This window comes from Pseudomonas sp. FME51, from assembly GCF_014897305.1.
Genome location: NZ_JABUYN010000003.1, coordinates 257,282 through 270,862 on the forward strand (window position 1 = coordinate 257,282; position 13,581 = coordinate 270,862).

Below are 13,581 nucleotides of genomic sequence, written 5' to 3' on the forward strand. Positions count from 1 at the left end.
ATGCAACCCAGCCACGGACCCGATATGCAGTACCTGCAACAGGTACTGCTGGAAATGCTTGCCATCCCCTGTCCCACCGGTTTCACCGACGGCATAGTGCGTTATGTCGCCGAACATCTTGACGCCATGGGCGTGCCCTATGAGCTCACCCGGCGCGGCACCATCCGCGCCACGCTCAGGGGCCGCCAGGGCTCACCCGACCGCGCCATCGCAAGCCATCTGGACACGATCGGCGCCATGGTCAGTCATATAAAAGACAATGGCCGCCTGAAACTGACGCCCATCGGCTGCTGGTCCAGCCGCTTCGCTGAGGGCAGCCGAGTCAGCCTGTTCACCGAACAGGGCTGCTTTCGGGGCAGCGTACTGCCGCTGATGGCATCCGGACACGCCTTCAATACCGAGGTCGATACCCTGCCAGTGAACTGGGACACCATCGAGCTGCGCCTGGATATCCACAGCACCAGCCGGGCCGAGACTGAAGCCGAAGGCATAGCGGTCGGTGATTTTGTCGCCTTCGATCCACTGCAGGAATTCACTGACAACGGCTATATCAGTGCCCGCCACCTGGACAACAAGGCCGGCGCAGCCGCCTTGCTCACTGCAATCAAACACATTGTGGAAAGTGGCGAGCCCTTGCCGCTGGATTGTCATCCGCTGTTTACCATCACCGAGGAGACCGGCTCGGGCGCCGCAGGCGCTCTGCCCTGGGATGTCAGTGAATTCGTTGGCGTGGACATTGCCCCAGTGGCACCGGGTCAGACCTCCACCGAGCACACCGTGACCCTGTGCATGCAGGATTCAAGCGGACCTTATGATTATCACCTGACCCGCCATCTGCTGAATCTGTGCGCCCGTGACGAGATCCCGGTGCGACGGGATATCTTCCGCTATTACCACAGTGACGCAGAATCGGCGGTGCGTGCCGGTAACGATACCCGCGTGGCGCTGATCGCCTTTGGCACCGACGCCACCCACGGTTACGAGCGTACCCACCGCGACAGCCTGGAAGCCCTCACGCGCCTGATGCTCGCCTATATGTTCAGCCCACCGGTGTTCGAACACGATGATCGCGACAGTGCGCCGCTGGAAAACTTCCATCTACAGACCGACGCCGATATGCCGCTCACAGGCGAAACGCCATTGCCCCCACTGGAGCAGATATTTGCCTGTGACAAAGAACAGGATTAGGTTGCTGGTACCGTCAGAGGACGGCTTCTGACAAGGCCTCATGCACGTATCAGAAGCCTCTTCGTGCGAGAACACCCTAGTCTAAACGTGACCATCGGGTTACATTCCTCGTCTGCCTATGCAATCAAACCCAATTCGATGCCTGCTGGTCTTTTGGCGCTACTCTTATATGTAGTCGTCAGGATTTTCAGCCCGCTCCGGCCCAGTAAGCGCCAGAGCCCATGCAGCGAAACAGCGAGGAGTCTTGCTTGATGTCGCGTTTACCAGTCATTGTCGGTTTCGGTGGATATAACGCCGCCGGCCGCAGTTCGTTTCATCATGGCTTTCGGCGTACCGTGATCGAATCTCTGCCCGCTGCCGAGCGTCAGGAAACGCTGGCTGGTCTGGCCGTGCTGATGAATCTGGTACGTGCAGAGAATGATCATTATCTGGACGAGGCTGGCCGACAGCTGACCCCAGCGGAGATCGAGCAGCGCTTCGGCCAGCAGATACTCGACGGCACTCTGGTGCGCCGTATCGAAAAACGCCACCTGGATGTGGATGCTGCGCATTGGCACAAGGTTTTGCCCGTAGGTCTGGAAACAGGCCATCCCTTGTCCTTCATCACCCTGGCCAAACAATTGCCAGAACCGCTTCCTGCCGGCTGGAGTATCGACGTGCTGGAGGGCGGTGAAGTGCGTGTCACCATCGCCAGTGACTGCGAACTGAAAGTCGACAGTTATCGTTCCATGGCGGTCAAGTCCGCCGGCCAGTTGCCTACCGGCTTCGAGCCCGGTGAACAATACAACTCGCGCTTCCATCCACGCGGCCTGCAGATGTCCATCGTCGCAGCGGCTGACGCACTGCATTCCACCGGTCTGCCCTGGCAGCACATTCTCGATCATGTCGAGCCAGATGAAATTGCCGTCTTTGCCAGCAGCATCATGAGCCAGCTGGATGAATACAGCTTCGGCGGCCTGATGCAATCGCGCCTCAAAGGCCACCGGGTCAGTGCTAAACAGCTGGCGCTGGGGCTTAACAGCATGCCCGCCGACTTCATCAACGCCTACGTGCTGGGCAGTGTCGGCACCACCGGCGCCATCACCGGCGCCTGTGCCAGCTTCCTGTACAACCTGCAGAAAGGCATCGAAATGATTGGCAGCGGCCGCGCCCGCGTGGTGCTGGTCGGCAGCAGCGAAGCGCCGATTACCCAGGAGTGCATTGAGGGCTACGGCGCCATGAGCGCGCTGGCTACCGAGGAAGGACTGCGCAATATCGAAGGCCGCGACGATGTGGACTTCCGCCGCGCCAGTCGCCCATTCAGCCAGAACTGCGGTTTCACTCTGGCCGAATCCGGTCAGTTCTTCATGCTCATGGATGATGAGCTGGCAATGGAGTTGGGTGCTGATATTCATGGCGCCGTGCCCGATGTATTTGTCGGCGCTGATGGTTTCAAGAAATCCATTTCAGCTCCCGGCCCAGGCAACTACCTGACCATGGCCAAGTCTGTGCACAGCGCCATGCAGATCCTCGGTCCCGACGCTGTACGCCAACGTAGCTTCGTACACGCCCATGGCTCCAGCACCCCGGCCAATCGGGTAACCGAGTCAGTGTTGATTGATGAAGTGGCTGCCGCCTTCGGCATCGATGAGCTGCCGGTGGCTGCGGTCAAAGCGTTCGTCGGCCATTCCCTGGCCAGCGCCAGTGCCGACCAGTTGGCTTCTGCCCTAGGCACCTTCAAATACCAGATCCTGCCGGGCATCAAGACCATCGACAGCATTGCCGATGATGTCCATCAGAAACATCTGCGCTTCAGCACCACCGACGTGCCTCGCGGCGATAACCCGCTGGAGGTATGCTTCATCAACTCCAAGGGGTTTGGTGGCAACAACTCCAGCGCGGTGGTGCTGGGGCCACAGCCGGTCGAGCGCATGTTGCGCAAGCGGTACGGCGAAGAACGCTTCGCCGATTATGAAATTCGCCGCGAAGAAACCCGCAAAGTCGCCGCTGCCTACGAGCAGCGCGCACTGCAGGGGCAACTGGATGTGATCTACAACTTCGGCAAGGACATGATCGACGAGAGCGATATCGAGATCAGCGCCGAGCAGATGCGCATCCCGGGATTCAGTCAGCCGCTGATATTCAAGAAGGATCAGCGCTTCTCGGACATGCTGGACTGAGTTTTTTCCGGCCTTTGCCCGGAGCAGCTTTTGCGCAACTTGTGGCGCAGCGCTCTGTGGATAACTCTGTTGATACTGTCCTGTATCCCTTGGTTGAAAAGGGCTACAGGCATATGCGCAAGAACTTGCACAGCACTGCGCAACTTCTTGCGCAATTTAATGTGACGTACATCACAGCAGCGCGACCCATTGAGTTCATAACTCACATAACCGGCTGATTCAAAACGGTTTATACATTCCTGGCACGCCCCTTGTACTGATACTGGTTCCCGGATCGCTGCGATCCACTCAATCCAGGCAAGGAGAGCATCATGCCAACACCCGCGTATCTGACTATCGAAGGCACCAAACAAGGCCTCATCACCGCCGGCACCTTCACTGAAGACTCCGTCGGCAACATCTTCCAGGAAGGTCACGAAGACCAGATCCTGGTTCAGGCCTTCGATCATCAGGTCATCATCCCCCGCGATCCGCAATCCGGCCAGCCGACAGGGCAGCGCGTTCACAAACCGCTGATGATCACCAAGGTCTTCGACAAGTCCTCACCGCTGCTTTTCAACTCGCTGACCTCCGGTGAGCGCCTGAACAAATGCCGTCTGGAGTGGTACCGCACTTCCTCCACTGGCACTCAGGAGCACTACTTCACCATCGAGCTGCATGACGCCATCATCGTTGACGTGCAATCACGCATGCCGAACTGCCAGGATCCCAACCTGTCGCACTTCACCCACCTGGAAGACGTCTACTTCACCTACCGCAAGATCGTCTGGACCCACGAAGTGTCCGGCACCTCCGGTTCTGACGACTGGCGCACCCCGATCTCTGCATAAGCACCTGCAGGGATTGATGGTCAGCGGCCGGTTGTTTCCGGCCGCTGGCTTTTTCGTATCAAATGAAAGGACTCTCTGGAAAACGTAGCGAGTAAAGCGATGACGGGGCGGGGCGGGATCCAAGCTCCTGCTTACTTACCCTGCCCAGACATGGCCGCAATAAAGGCCGCCATTTCCGCCTTCTTGTCCGCTTCGATACGCTGCACGTTGGGGTTCTGGCTCAGCAGTTCAAGCAAGGCCTGCGCCTCTGGCCAGTCGCCCAGCAGGTCGATACCGAGCAGTTTCTTACCCACGGCCTGTGCCAGGTCGATGCTGAAGAGGAACAGGATGTCGGCGATGGTCATCTCGCTGCCGGCAACGTAGGGAGAAAAACTGCCATGCCGGCGCAGGGCGGCGATACCGGCTTGCAGTTCCACTTTGGCCTTGTCCTTCACGTTCTGTTCTACCTTGCCGCCGAAGAAGACTTCGGGGTAACAGCTGCGGGCCGGCAGCTCGATATACAGCTCAACTTCCTTGGCCAGTGCCCGAACGGTAGCCCGTGCGAAAGGATCGCTCGGCAACAGTGATTTTCCGCCCTGGGTCTCTTCGATGTATTCGAGGATGACGTTGGTTTCGCTGATGAAGCCCTGCTCGGTTTCCAGGAACGGCACCTTGCCGCGGGGGCTCATGGCCAGAAATTCGGCGTCCTGACTGCCGCGCACCGTATTGATTTCAAAATCCACGCCTTTTTCCAGCAGCGCTAATTTGGCCATATTGAAGTAGTTGCTGACTGCAAAACCGTGAAGTCTGAGCATTATTTTTTATCCGTCTTGTTTTTGAAGAGCGTCAGTTTCAATCAGAAAGCGAGGATACGTCCAGTACATCACCGCCGTGAATTTCGCCGGGGTGGATGGTCGCATTGCCACCCTGACACCGCGTGGTTAGACTGCGAGAGTAGTTTACCGTCTATCAGAAAAGGTACTGCCCATGTCACTGACTCCCGAAGAAATCGACGATATCAATCTGCTGGCTCAGTACAATCTCGCCAATACACAGGCGGGGCTCAAGATTCATCAACAGGAAGCGTCAGCCGCTACGGTGGAAACTGCCGCGCGACTGTATCAGCGAGGGCTCACTACCATGGATGATGGCGGGTATTTGACCAGCCTCGGACTGGAAGCCGCCGAACATGCTCAGGCGCTGGTGACCATTCTGCGCGCCAAGTAAATCAGTAAAGAAACAACCTCAATGGACTGCCGCTCGATTTCATGAGCGGCCATGCCACCACAGCGGTAGTGGTACAAGCATCAGTCGTCCAGATCCAGTTCGATTTCATCGCCTGTAAGATCGCCCAACACCTGCTGCAGCACCGTGCTCAGCGGCTCGCCATCGCTGTCATAGATCCAGCCCTGCGTTGAATGGTAGCCAAAGTGCAGCGTGCCGTCCGGTGTCGCTACCCATAGTTCTCGTGAGGCCGGTTGCCGGCCGATCACCAACCGCGGGCCTGCCGCGAGCATCAGTATCAGTGATCCTTCAGCCTGTTCCATCTCCAGATCCAGATCGGCAGCGTCCAGCGCTTGCTCGATGCGATCCTGAATCAGATCAACCTGGTGGTTGAATTCGCTTTCACTCAAGTCTTGCATTGCCTTGTTCATCCTACTTCTGCCGCGAGGTGCGCCGGACTGCCGGGCTGGGTATACTGCCGGATATTGTCCGTTTATCAACTGGGATTCCATCATGAAAAGATCCATAGCGGCATTCTTCATGCTTCTCATGCTCGCCGGCTGTGGCCAGAAGGGCCCTCTGTACATGCCTGAAGAGACAGCCGGCCAGCCGGTCGATCCGGCCCGCGAAGAACTGAACCAGCAACCTACCGGAAACTGAAATATTTCATGAGTGAATTCGAATACCAGAACGGCGAACTGCATGCCGAAGCCGTTGCCCTGTCCGCTATCGCTGCGCAGTATGGCACACCCTGCTACGTCTATTCGCGCCGCGCCATCGAGCAGGCCTTTCTTGCCTGGGATACTGCACTGGCCGGCCAACCTCATCTGGTCTGCTTTGCAGTAAAAGCCAATTCCAATCTGGCGGTGCTCAATGTGCTGGCTCGCCTCGGTGCCGGGTTCGATATTGTGTCCGGCGGTGAGCTGGAGCGGGTATTGGCTGCCGGTGGCGATCCGGCGCGGGTAGTGTTTTCGGGGCTTGGCAAAACCGAAGAGGAAATGCGCCGCGCGCTGCAGGTCGGTATCAAATGCTTCAACGTGGAATCAACCGCCGAGCTGGAGCGTCTGCAGAAGGTCGCCGCCGAAATGGGTGTGAAAGCGCCGGTATCCCTGCGGGTCAACCCGGACGTAGATGCTCGTACTCACCCCTACATTTCCACCGGCCTGAAAGAAAACAAATTCGGTATCGACATCACCATGGCCCCCACCGTGTACCGTCGGGCGGCGGAGCTGCCGAACCTGGAAGTGCATGGTGTGGATTGTCATATCGGCTCCCAATTGACCGATGACACCCCCCTGATTGATGCGCTGGATCGCATGTTGCTGCTGGTCGATGATCTGGCCGCCGAAGGCATCCAGGTCCGCCACCTGGATCTGGGTGGTGGTCTGGGTGTGACCTATGACGATGAGATCCCACCGACGCCGGGCGAGTATCTGGCCAAGGTGCGCGAGAAAGTCGCCGGCCGAGACCTGACCCTGCTGTTCGAGCCAGGCCGTTCGATTGTAGCCAATGCCGGTCTGCTGCTGACCCAGGTCAACCTGCTGAAACCAACCGAGCACAAGAACTTCGCCATCATCGATGCGGCTATGAACGATCTGATTCGTCCAGCCCTGTATAGCGCCTGGATGGGTATCGATGCCGTGCAGCCGCGTACCGACGTGCCAGCTCTGGCATGGGACATGGTTGGTCCCGTCTGCGAAACCGGCGACTTTCTCGGCAAGGATCGGCAACTGGCACTCGCCGAGGGCGACCTGCTGGCGGTACGTTCCGCCGGGGCCTATGGCTTTGTCATGAGTTCCAATTACAACACCCGTCCGCGGGCGGCTGAAGTGATGGTGGATGGTGCTGCAACGCACCTGATCCGCCGTCGTGAAACGGTCAGCGAGCTGTTCGCAGGCGAGTCGCTGCTGCCCGAGGCCTGACATGCTGCTGCGATTCACCAAGATGCACGGACTGGGCAATGACTTCATGGTCATCGACCTGGTAACCCAGCACGCACAGCTGTCACCGAAGCTGATCCGCCAGTGGAGCGATCGCTACTTGGGCATAGGGTTTGATCAGCTGCTGGTGGTGGAACCGCCGAGCAATCCCGATGTGGATTTCCGTTATCGCATCTATAACGCCGACGGCAGCGAAGTGGAACAGTGCGGCAATGGCGCCCGCTGTTTCGCCCGCTTCGTGCAGGACAAGCGACTGACAGCCAAATCGGAAATTCAGGTCGAAACTGCAGGCGGTCTGATCACTCTGCAGGTCCGCCGCGATGGTCAGGTGACAGTGAACATGGGCGCGCCCCGTTTCACGCCGTCAGAGATTCCCTTTACTGCCGACCGCGAAGCCGTGAGCTATCCACTGGAGGTCAATGGCCAGACGCTGGACATCTCAGCGCTGTCCATGGGCAACCCGCACTGTATAACCCTGGTGGATGATCTGGATACCTATCCGGTAGGTGAGTTGGGCCCGCTGATCGAGCACCACCCCCGCTTTGCCAATCGGGTGAATGCAGGCTTCATGCAGCTGGTGGATCAGCACCAGGCCCGGCTGCGCGTACATGAGCGCGGCGTGGGTGAAACCCAGGCCTGCGGCACGGGTGCCTGTGCCGCAGCAGTGGCGGGTATTCAGCTCGGGCATCTGACGTCGCCGGTGACCATACGTCTGCCCGGCGGCTACCTGAAAATCGAATGGGCCGGTCCCGGCCAGCCGGTCATGATGACCGGCCCCGCCAGTCGGGTTTATGAAGGACACATACGCATATGAGCGAAACGCCTCTGCCGCCAGCTCCTGAGCTGGACTCCACTGTTGTGGCTGACTATCTGCGTCGACATCCGGCGTTCTTCGTCGAACACGACGAGCTGCTGCCTGACCTGTTCATTCCCCATCAGTCCGGGCAAGCCGTGTCTCTTGTGGAGCGTCAGGTCAAGCTGCTGCGCGAGCGTAACATCGACGTGCGTCACCGCCTGAGCCAACTGATGGAAGTGGCCCGGGAGAATGACCGGCTGTTCGAGAAAAGCCGCCGCTTGATCCTCAGCCTGCTGGAATCGCACGATGTGGAAGAGGTGATCGCCAGCATCGAAGACAGCCTGCGCGACGATTTTCAGGTGCCTTTTGTCAGTCTGATCCTGTTCAGTGAAACCCAGCGTATCTGCAACACGCGCAGCGTCAGCCACGCCGCCGCTCGCGATGCCATCGGTCACCTGCTGGATAGCGGCAAGACCCTCAGTGGCGTCCTGCGCAGCGATGAACTGACCTTTCTGTTCGGGGATAAAGGGACCGAGGTTGCCTCCACCGCCTTGGCGCCTATCCAACATCAGGGTCTGCATGGCGTGTTGGCACTGGGCAGCCGTGATCCGCAGCAGTACCGCAGTGCGACCGGGACGCTGTTTCTCAGTTATATCGCCGATGCGCTGGCCCGGGTCCTGCTGCGTCAGCGTCCGCTGAGTAGCGAGCCCCGGAGCCTGTAGTGGCTGGCGCGCCGCTGCTGGCGGAGCTGGAAAGCTTCATCGGCCACCTGCGCAATGAGCGGCAGTTATCGCCCCGTACACTGGATGCCTACCAGCACGATCTGGACAGCCTGTGCCGCTTTCTGACCGAACATCAGGTCAGCGACTGGAACGCCGTCGATACCGCCCTGTTACGCCTGTATATTGCCAGTCGCCACCAGTCCGGTCTGTCGGGTCGCAGTCTGCAGCGCGAACTGAGTGCGGTGCGCAGTCTGTACCGTTATCTGTTGCGCGAACGCCGCTGCCGTCATAACCCGGCACTGGATCTGCGCGCACCCAAATCCCCCCGTAAACTTCCGCGCGCTCTGGATGCCGATCTGGCAGCGCAGCTGCTCAACAATGGTGATGAAGACGATTGGTTGGCCGTTCGCGACCACGCCATGCTGGAGCTGCTCTACTCCTCCGGCCTGCGGCTGTCGGAATTGGCCACACTGAACATGGACCGACTCGACCTGGATGCTGGCGAGGTGCGGGTGATCGGCAAGGGCGACAAGACCCGTATTCTGCCGGTCGGCCGCATGGCACGCCAGGCGCTGCGCAGCTGGTTCAACGTCCGCCCGGTGGTCAATGACCCTGCACAGCCGATGTTTGTCGGCATGCAGGGCCGGCGCCTGACGCCAAGGGCCATTCAGCTGCGCGTGCGCCGCTACGGCGCCGAGCATATCGGCCAGCATCTGCACCCGCACATGCTTCGACATTCCTTTGCCAGCCACCTGCTAGAGTCGTCCGGAGACCTGCGCGCCGTTCAGGAGTTGTTGGGGCATGCCGATATCAGCACCACACAGGTGTACACTCATCTGGACTTTCAGCACTTGGCTGAGGTGTACGACAGCGCCCATCCCCGCGCCAAACGCAAATCTGATGACTGATCAACGAGCCTGAACCCATGTTTCAACTGCTGACATTCGACCTGGACAACACCCTGTGGGAAACCGAGTCGGTGGTGGCCGCCGCCGAGCAGGCGCTGCTGGAATGGCTGGACCAGCACGCCCCCCTATTCACTCAACGCCTGGATCAGGAGGCCCGACGCGCCGTGCGTAACGAGGTACTGGCAAGTGACCCTGCGCTGCGTCATCGCGTTACCGCGCTGCGCATTGCCATTCTCGAGCGCGGGCTGCGCAAGGCCGGCTATACCCCCGAGCAGGCGGCAGAGCTGTCACTGGCGGGGTTTGAAGTGTTTCTCGAAGCACGCCACGCGCTGACCTTCTTCCCTCACTGTGAGCCGCTGCTGGAAGAGCTGGCCAAGCATTACCAGTTGGCGACGATTTCCAACGGCAACGCCGACGTGCGCCGGCTGGGATTGGAGAAGTATTTCAAGATCATCGTCTCCGCCGATGAAGTCGGCCTGAGCAAACCCGATCCCGCGCCCTTTCTCGCCGCACTGGAACGCGCCGGTGTCGAGCCGCATCAGGCACTGCATATCGGCGATCACCCGGTAGATGACATCCAGGGCGCCCGTGAAGTCGGGTTACATACGCTGTGGTTCAATCGGCTGGGGCTGGAATGGACGGACCTGGAACGGCCCCATGGCGAGGTGCGCTGCCTGAGCGAAATCCCCGACTGGTTGCGCAATTATCGAGGCTGAAAGCCCGACGTAAATGCAACGAGCCCGCAGCGACGGGCTCGTCAAAACCACGACATGTCAGATCGGCCGGCTGCCGTATTTCCCGTCGGGCTTCTTCGGTGGATCACGCAGTGCGTTGTTGTCGACCTCCTGAACCTTGCCGCCACGGGCCAGAAACTCTTCCATCTGCCGCGCCAGCATATCTCGCTCACGCGCCTTGGCTTCCGGTGACAGCCCTTCCAGCGGGTCTTCCCGGGCTGCAGCTTTCTTCCGCGGCTTTACTTCAGGCTCTTCATCAGCCTCCATTTCATCGGCTTCATCAACATTACTGTTGTCCACTTCTTCGTCCTGCAGGTCATCATCTTCGATATCGTCTTCGCTCATGGCATTCCTCCGCTTGAAACTTGGCTATATATAGCGCAACAGAGGGATTTGACCAGAGGTAGATGCAAATTCTTTTGTTATCGATGTGATAATTCAGTCAATCAAAGATCCTGCAGGCGTCCGCATTGTTCGGCCAGGCGGCGGGTTTCGCCTTCCTCCAGCGCCAGCATACTGTTCATCAGCTCCGCAGCCGCTGGTATGGGCGCCCGGCCGGTCATGGAGGTATACACTTCGATCAGCTGATCGTGCAGCTTGAACAGCTGCTCATTGATTTCATTGAAGTCCTTGCCGACAAAGCTCAATTCCCAGTCTGCGCGGGGTGGCAGGTCCTCACCGATATGCTCATACAACCAGGTTCGGCTTTCCGCTTTGCCCGCCTGCGCGCGAAACTGGTCCACGGTCCGGGCGATATCACGCTCGTGCCCGGCCACGTATTCCATCAGCCAACGGCTGCGCTGATCGACATCGGCAGTCAGAGCCTCCTCCATACGTTCGGCGATGATGGTGTGCAGTGCACTGGTCCATTCCAGCAAGTAATCGTACGTCTCAGCTTTCATGCAGATCTCCCTTGGCGAACTGATTAGGGTCTTCGCGTTGGACTGCAGTGGAGCCGGCAAGTTTGCTGTTTTCTCATGGTGGTGCCCGCAAGCGGCTTGGAAACACCGTCAGAAATTGGCTTCCCATAGGCAGGCAGGGCGCCCGGTTACCTGCGGCGCCCTGCGTTAAAAAACGAGTCGTGTTGAATATCCCGCGTTGGCAGATCACTTATTGCTGGTGAACTCGGGGTAGGCTTCCATACCGCATTCGGAGATATCCACCCCCTCGTATTCTTCCGCCGCCGATACCCGGATGCCCATCACTGCCTTGATGATGCCCCAGACAATCAGACTGGCAATGAATACCCAGCTGAAGATCGCCACCACACCCAACAGTTGCCCGCCAAAGGTGGCGTCCGCATTGGTCAGCGGGACCGCCAGCACACCCCAGATACCTGCCGATCCGTGGGCGGAGATAGCACCTGCCGGGTCATCGATCTTCACCCGATCCAGCGCCAATACGCTGAAAACCACGATCACTCCACCCACAGCCCCTACCAGCACGGCACTCAAGGCGTTGGGTGACAGTGGATCGGCGGTAATGGACACCAGGCCGGCCAGCGCACCATTGAGCAGCATGGTCAGGTCCGTCTTGCCGAACAACAGACGCGATACGATCATCGCCCCGATCAGCCCACCCGCTGCTGCCAGGTTGGTATTGACCATCACCTGCGCCACGTTATTGGCCGATTCGATGTCGGAAATTTTCAGCTCGGAGCCGCCATTGAAGCCGAACCACCCCATCCATAGGATGAAAATACCCAGTGTCGACAGGGTCAGGTTACAGCCGGGAATGGCATTGATCTGTCCATTGGGTCCATATTTGCCCTTACGCGCACCCAGCAGTATAACGCCGGCCAGTGCCGCCGTTGCGCCCGCCATGTGCACGATGCCCGAACCCGCGTAATCGGAGTAACCGATCTCGCTCAACCAACCACCACCCCAGCTCCAGGCCCCCTGAATGGGGTAGATAAAGCCGGTCATGATGACCGCGAACAACAGGAATGCCCACAGCTTCATCCGCTCGGCAACTGCCCCCGAGACGATTGACATACAGGCCCCAGCAAACACGATCTGAAAGAAGAAGTCCGCTCGGCTGGAGTAATAAGGTGCATCATCGCCACCCGCCATTACCGCCTCAGCCGTGTTTTCATTACCAATCAGCATACCCAGGCTTGGGAAAACGGAGCCATCTGATGAGTACATGATGTAGTAGCCCACCAGCAGATACATGATCGACGCAATAGCGAAAAGCGCGATGTTCTTGGCGAGAATTTCAGTCGTACTCTTGGTGCGTACCAGACCAGCCTCGAGCATGGCAAAACCACATGCCATCCACATCACCAGCACAGCACACACCAGAAAGTAGAACGTATCCAACGCGTACTTGAGTTGTACGATGTCGTTCATAATCAAGCCCCCCAGATAGGCTTTATTACTGCATACAGCGAAACGAAGCGTTAGATGGCGTCAGTGCCGGTCTCGCCTGTTCTGATACGAATGGCCTGCTCCAGCGCCACAACGAAGATCTTGCCATCGCCGATCTTGCCGGTATTGGCCGCCTTGGTGATGGCTTCGATGACGCGGTCCAGCATGTCTTCACCAATGGCCACTTCAATCTTGACCTTGGGCAGGAAGTCCACCACGTATTCCGCGCCGCGATACAGCTCGGTGTGGCCCTTCTGCCGGCCAAACCCTTTTACCTCGGTCACGGTAATGCCCTGAACGCCGATCTCGGAAAGCGACTCCCGAACGTCGTCCAGCTTGAATGGCTTGATAACAGCCGTTACTAATTTCATGTTCATACTCACTCCCGTTAGATGGACTGCCCTGGGGGACAGGACAAGTCTATGCCGAGTTAAGGCCTTTTAAAATCGGACTTTGCATGGATGTGCGGATAAACCACCTAATCAGCTGCTCCGCGAGGCAACTGAATGGACATTCCCCTCCCACACCGTGCGCCGAATCACATTTCCGACACTGCCCTGTTTCGGTCACAAGCAGGATCCGGCTACCCTGATCAGTGCAGAAACCCTGCCATGTTTTGATTTTCCATATTTATCAATTAGTTACTTTCCAGCGGTGCGAATCTGGAGACTCTGGGAACGGTGATTGCACCAACAAGAAGCATGCAACCCACAAAAGTGCGCCAAGGCTGGG

Annotated in this window: 16 protein-coding genes; 10 read left to right on the forward strand and 6 right to left on the reverse strand. The window is 58.5% G+C overall.

Annotated features, from left to right (window positions below; all coding sequences use genetic code 11):
* The 3 genes from INT39_RS07740 to INT39_RS07750 all read left to right on the forward strand — a co-directional run bounded on the left by INT39_RS07740 (position 1) and on the right by INT39_RS07750 (position 4,177).
* Positions 1 to 1,188, forward strand: coding sequence for an osmoprotectant NAGGN system M42 family peptidase (locus INT39_RS07740; RefSeq protein WP_193073386.1), 1,188 nt, complete (start codon positions 1 to 3; stop codon positions 1,186 to 1,188).
* Between the two features lie 251 nt (positions 1,189 to 1,439).
* On the forward strand, positions 1,440 to 3,347 hold the full coding sequence (locus INT39_RS07745; protein WP_193073387.1) for a beta-ketoacyl synthase: 1,908 nt from the start codon (positions 1,440 to 1,442) through the stop codon (positions 3,345 to 3,347).
* 311 nt (positions 3,348 to 3,658) lie between these two features.
* Complete coding sequence (locus tag INT39_RS07750; protein ID WP_193073388.1) at positions 3,659 to 4,177, forward strand: Hcp family type VI secretion system effector; 519 nt, start codon at positions 3,659 to 3,661, stop codon at positions 4,175 to 4,177.
* A gap of 131 nt (positions 4,178 to 4,308) precedes the next feature.
* Here INT39_RS07750 and INT39_RS07755 read toward each other — a convergent pair whose 3' ends face one another.
* A complete protein-coding gene (locus tag INT39_RS07755; RefSeq protein ID WP_193073389.1) occupies positions 4,309 to 4,971 on the reverse strand; it encodes a glutathione S-transferase family protein in 663 nt (220 codons plus the stop codon).
* Positions 4,972 to 5,143: 172 nt separating this feature from the next.
* Between INT39_RS07755 and INT39_RS07760 the strand changes: the two genes are divergently transcribed.
* Positions 5,144 to 5,383 (forward strand): TIGR02647 family protein, encoded by a 240-nt coding sequence (locus tag INT39_RS07760; RefSeq protein ID WP_193073390.1) that lies wholly within the window; start codon positions 5,144 to 5,146, stop codon positions 5,381 to 5,383.
* 80 nt (positions 5,384 to 5,463) lie between these two features.
* Here the strand turns inward: INT39_RS07760 and cyaY are convergent, their stop codons facing one another.
* Positions 5,464 to 5,799, reverse strand: coding sequence for an iron donor protein CyaY (cyaY, locus tag INT39_RS07765; RefSeq protein WP_193073391.1), 336 nt, complete (start codon positions 5,797 to 5,799; stop codon positions 5,464 to 5,466).
* Positions 5,800 to 5,893: 94 nt separating this feature from the next.
* On the opposite strand from cyaY, the gene lptM reads away from it, so the two are divergent.
* The 6 genes from lptM to INT39_RS07795 are packed head-to-tail and all read left to right on the forward strand — an operon-like array spanning position 5,894 to position 10,462.
* On the forward strand, positions 5,894 to 6,040 hold the full coding sequence (gene lptM / locus INT39_RS07770; RefSeq protein ID WP_193073392.1) for an LPS translocon maturation chaperone LptM: 147 nt from the start codon (positions 5,894 to 5,896) through the stop codon (positions 6,038 to 6,040).
* A gap of 8 nt (positions 6,041 to 6,048) precedes the next feature.
* A complete protein-coding gene (gene lysA / locus INT39_RS07775) occupies positions 6,049 to 7,302 on the forward strand; it encodes a diaminopimelate decarboxylase (RefSeq protein ID WP_193073393.1) in 1,254 nt (417 codons plus the stop codon).
* Position 7,303: 1 nt separating this feature from the next.
* The gene (dapF, locus tag INT39_RS07780; protein WP_193073394.1) at positions 7,304 to 8,134 is read left to right on the forward strand and encodes a diaminopimelate epimerase; all 831 of its coding nucleotides are present in this window, start codon (positions 7,304 to 7,306) and stop codon (positions 8,132 to 8,134) included.
* Entirely contained in the window at positions 8,131 to 8,838 is a 708-nt protein-coding gene (locus tag INT39_RS07785) for a DUF484 family protein (RefSeq protein ID WP_193073395.1), read from the forward strand. Before dapF ends, INT39_RS07785 begins: the two co-directional genes overlap by 4 nt.
* 14 nt (positions 8,839 to 8,852) lie before the next feature.
* Positions 8,853 to 9,746 carry a tyrosine recombinase XerC gene (gene xerC / locus INT39_RS07790; protein WP_193073456.1) on the forward strand — a complete coding sequence of 298 codons (894 nt, stop codon included), beginning with the start codon at positions 8,853 to 8,855 and terminating at the stop codon, positions 9,744 to 9,746.
* Between the two features lie 17 nt (positions 9,747 to 9,763).
* A complete protein-coding gene (locus INT39_RS07795; RefSeq protein WP_193073396.1) occupies positions 9,764 to 10,462 on the forward strand; it encodes an HAD family hydrolase in 699 nt (232 codons plus the stop codon).
* Between the two features lie 57 nt (positions 10,463 to 10,519).
* Here the strand turns inward: INT39_RS07795 and INT39_RS07800 are convergent, their stop codons facing one another.
* The 4 genes from INT39_RS07800 to glnK all read right to left on the reverse strand — a co-directional run bounded on the left by INT39_RS07800 (position 10,520) and on the right by glnK (position 13,220).
* A complete protein-coding gene (locus INT39_RS07800) occupies positions 10,520 to 10,825 on the reverse strand; it encodes a hypothetical protein (RefSeq protein ID WP_193073397.1) in 306 nt (101 codons plus the stop codon).
* A gap of 101 nt (positions 10,826 to 10,926) precedes the next feature.
* Positions 10,927 to 11,382, reverse strand: coding sequence for a hypothetical protein (locus INT39_RS07805; RefSeq protein WP_193073398.1), 456 nt, complete (start codon positions 11,380 to 11,382; stop codon positions 10,927 to 10,929).
* 204 nt (positions 11,383 to 11,586) lie between these two features.
* Complete coding sequence (locus INT39_RS07810) at positions 11,587 to 12,831, reverse strand: ammonium transporter (RefSeq protein WP_193073399.1); 1,245 nt, start codon at positions 12,829 to 12,831, stop codon at positions 11,587 to 11,589.
* A gap of 50 nt (positions 12,832 to 12,881) precedes the next feature.
* On the reverse strand, positions 12,882 to 13,220 hold the full coding sequence (gene glnK, locus INT39_RS07815) for a P-II family nitrogen regulator (RefSeq protein WP_193073457.1): 339 nt from the start codon (positions 13,218 to 13,220) through the stop codon (positions 12,882 to 12,884).
* Positions 13,221 to 13,581: the final 361 nt, after the last annotated feature.

Excerpts from the sequence above, each read along its gene's own strand:
- INT39_RS07755 (WP_193073389.1), bottom strand. The coding sequence starts at position 4,971 with ATGCTCAGACTTCACGGTTTTGCAGTCAGCAACTACTTCAATATGGCC.
- INT39_RS07800 (WP_193073397.1), bottom strand. The coding sequence starts at position 10,825 with ATGAGCGAAGACGATATCGAAGATGATGACCTGCAGGACGAAGAAGTG.
- INT39_RS07795 (WP_193073396.1), top strand. The coding sequence starts at position 9,764 with ATGTTTCAACTGCTGACATTCGACCTGGACAACACCCTGTGGGAAACC.
- INT39_RS07740 (WP_193073386.1), top strand. The coding sequence starts at position 1 with ATGCAACCCAGCCACGGACCCGATATGCAGTACCTGCAACAGGTACTG.
- INT39_RS07750 (WP_193073388.1), top strand. The coding sequence starts at position 3,659 with ATGCCAACACCCGCGTATCTGACTATCGAAGGCACCAAACAAGGCCTC.
- INT39_RS07760 (WP_193073390.1), top strand. The coding sequence starts at position 5,144 with ATGTCACTGACTCCCGAAGAAATCGACGATATCAATCTGCTGGCTCAG.
- INT39_RS07810 (WP_193073399.1), bottom strand. The coding sequence starts at position 12,831 with ATGAACGACATCGTACAACTCAAGTACGCGTTGGATACGTTCTACTTT.
- INT39_RS07785 (WP_193073395.1), top strand. The coding sequence starts at position 8,131 with ATGAGCGAAACGCCTCTGCCGCCAGCTCCTGAGCTGGACTCCACTGTT.
- dapF (WP_193073394.1), top strand. The coding sequence starts at position 7,304 with ATGCTGCTGCGATTCACCAAGATGCACGGACTGGGCAATGACTTCATG.
- INT39_RS07805 (WP_193073398.1), bottom strand. The coding sequence starts at position 11,382 with ATGAAAGCTGAGACGTACGATTACTTGCTGGAATGGACCAGTGCACTG.
- INT39_RS07745 (WP_193073387.1), top strand. The coding sequence starts at position 1,440 with ATGTCGCGTTTACCAGTCATTGTCGGTTTCGGTGGATATAACGCCGCC.
- lysA (WP_193073393.1), top strand. The coding sequence starts at position 6,049 with ATGAGTGAATTCGAATACCAGAACGGCGAACTGCATGCCGAAGCCGTT.
- lptM (WP_193073392.1), top strand. The coding sequence starts at position 5,894 with ATGAAAAGATCCATAGCGGCATTCTTCATGCTTCTCATGCTCGCCGGC.
- cyaY (WP_193073391.1), bottom strand. The coding sequence starts at position 5,799 with ATGCAAGACTTGAGTGAAAGCGAATTCAACCACCAGGTTGATCTGATT.
- glnK (WP_193073457.1), bottom strand. The coding sequence starts at position 13,220 with ATGAAATTAGTAACGGCTGTTATCAAGCCATTCAAGCTGGACGACGTT.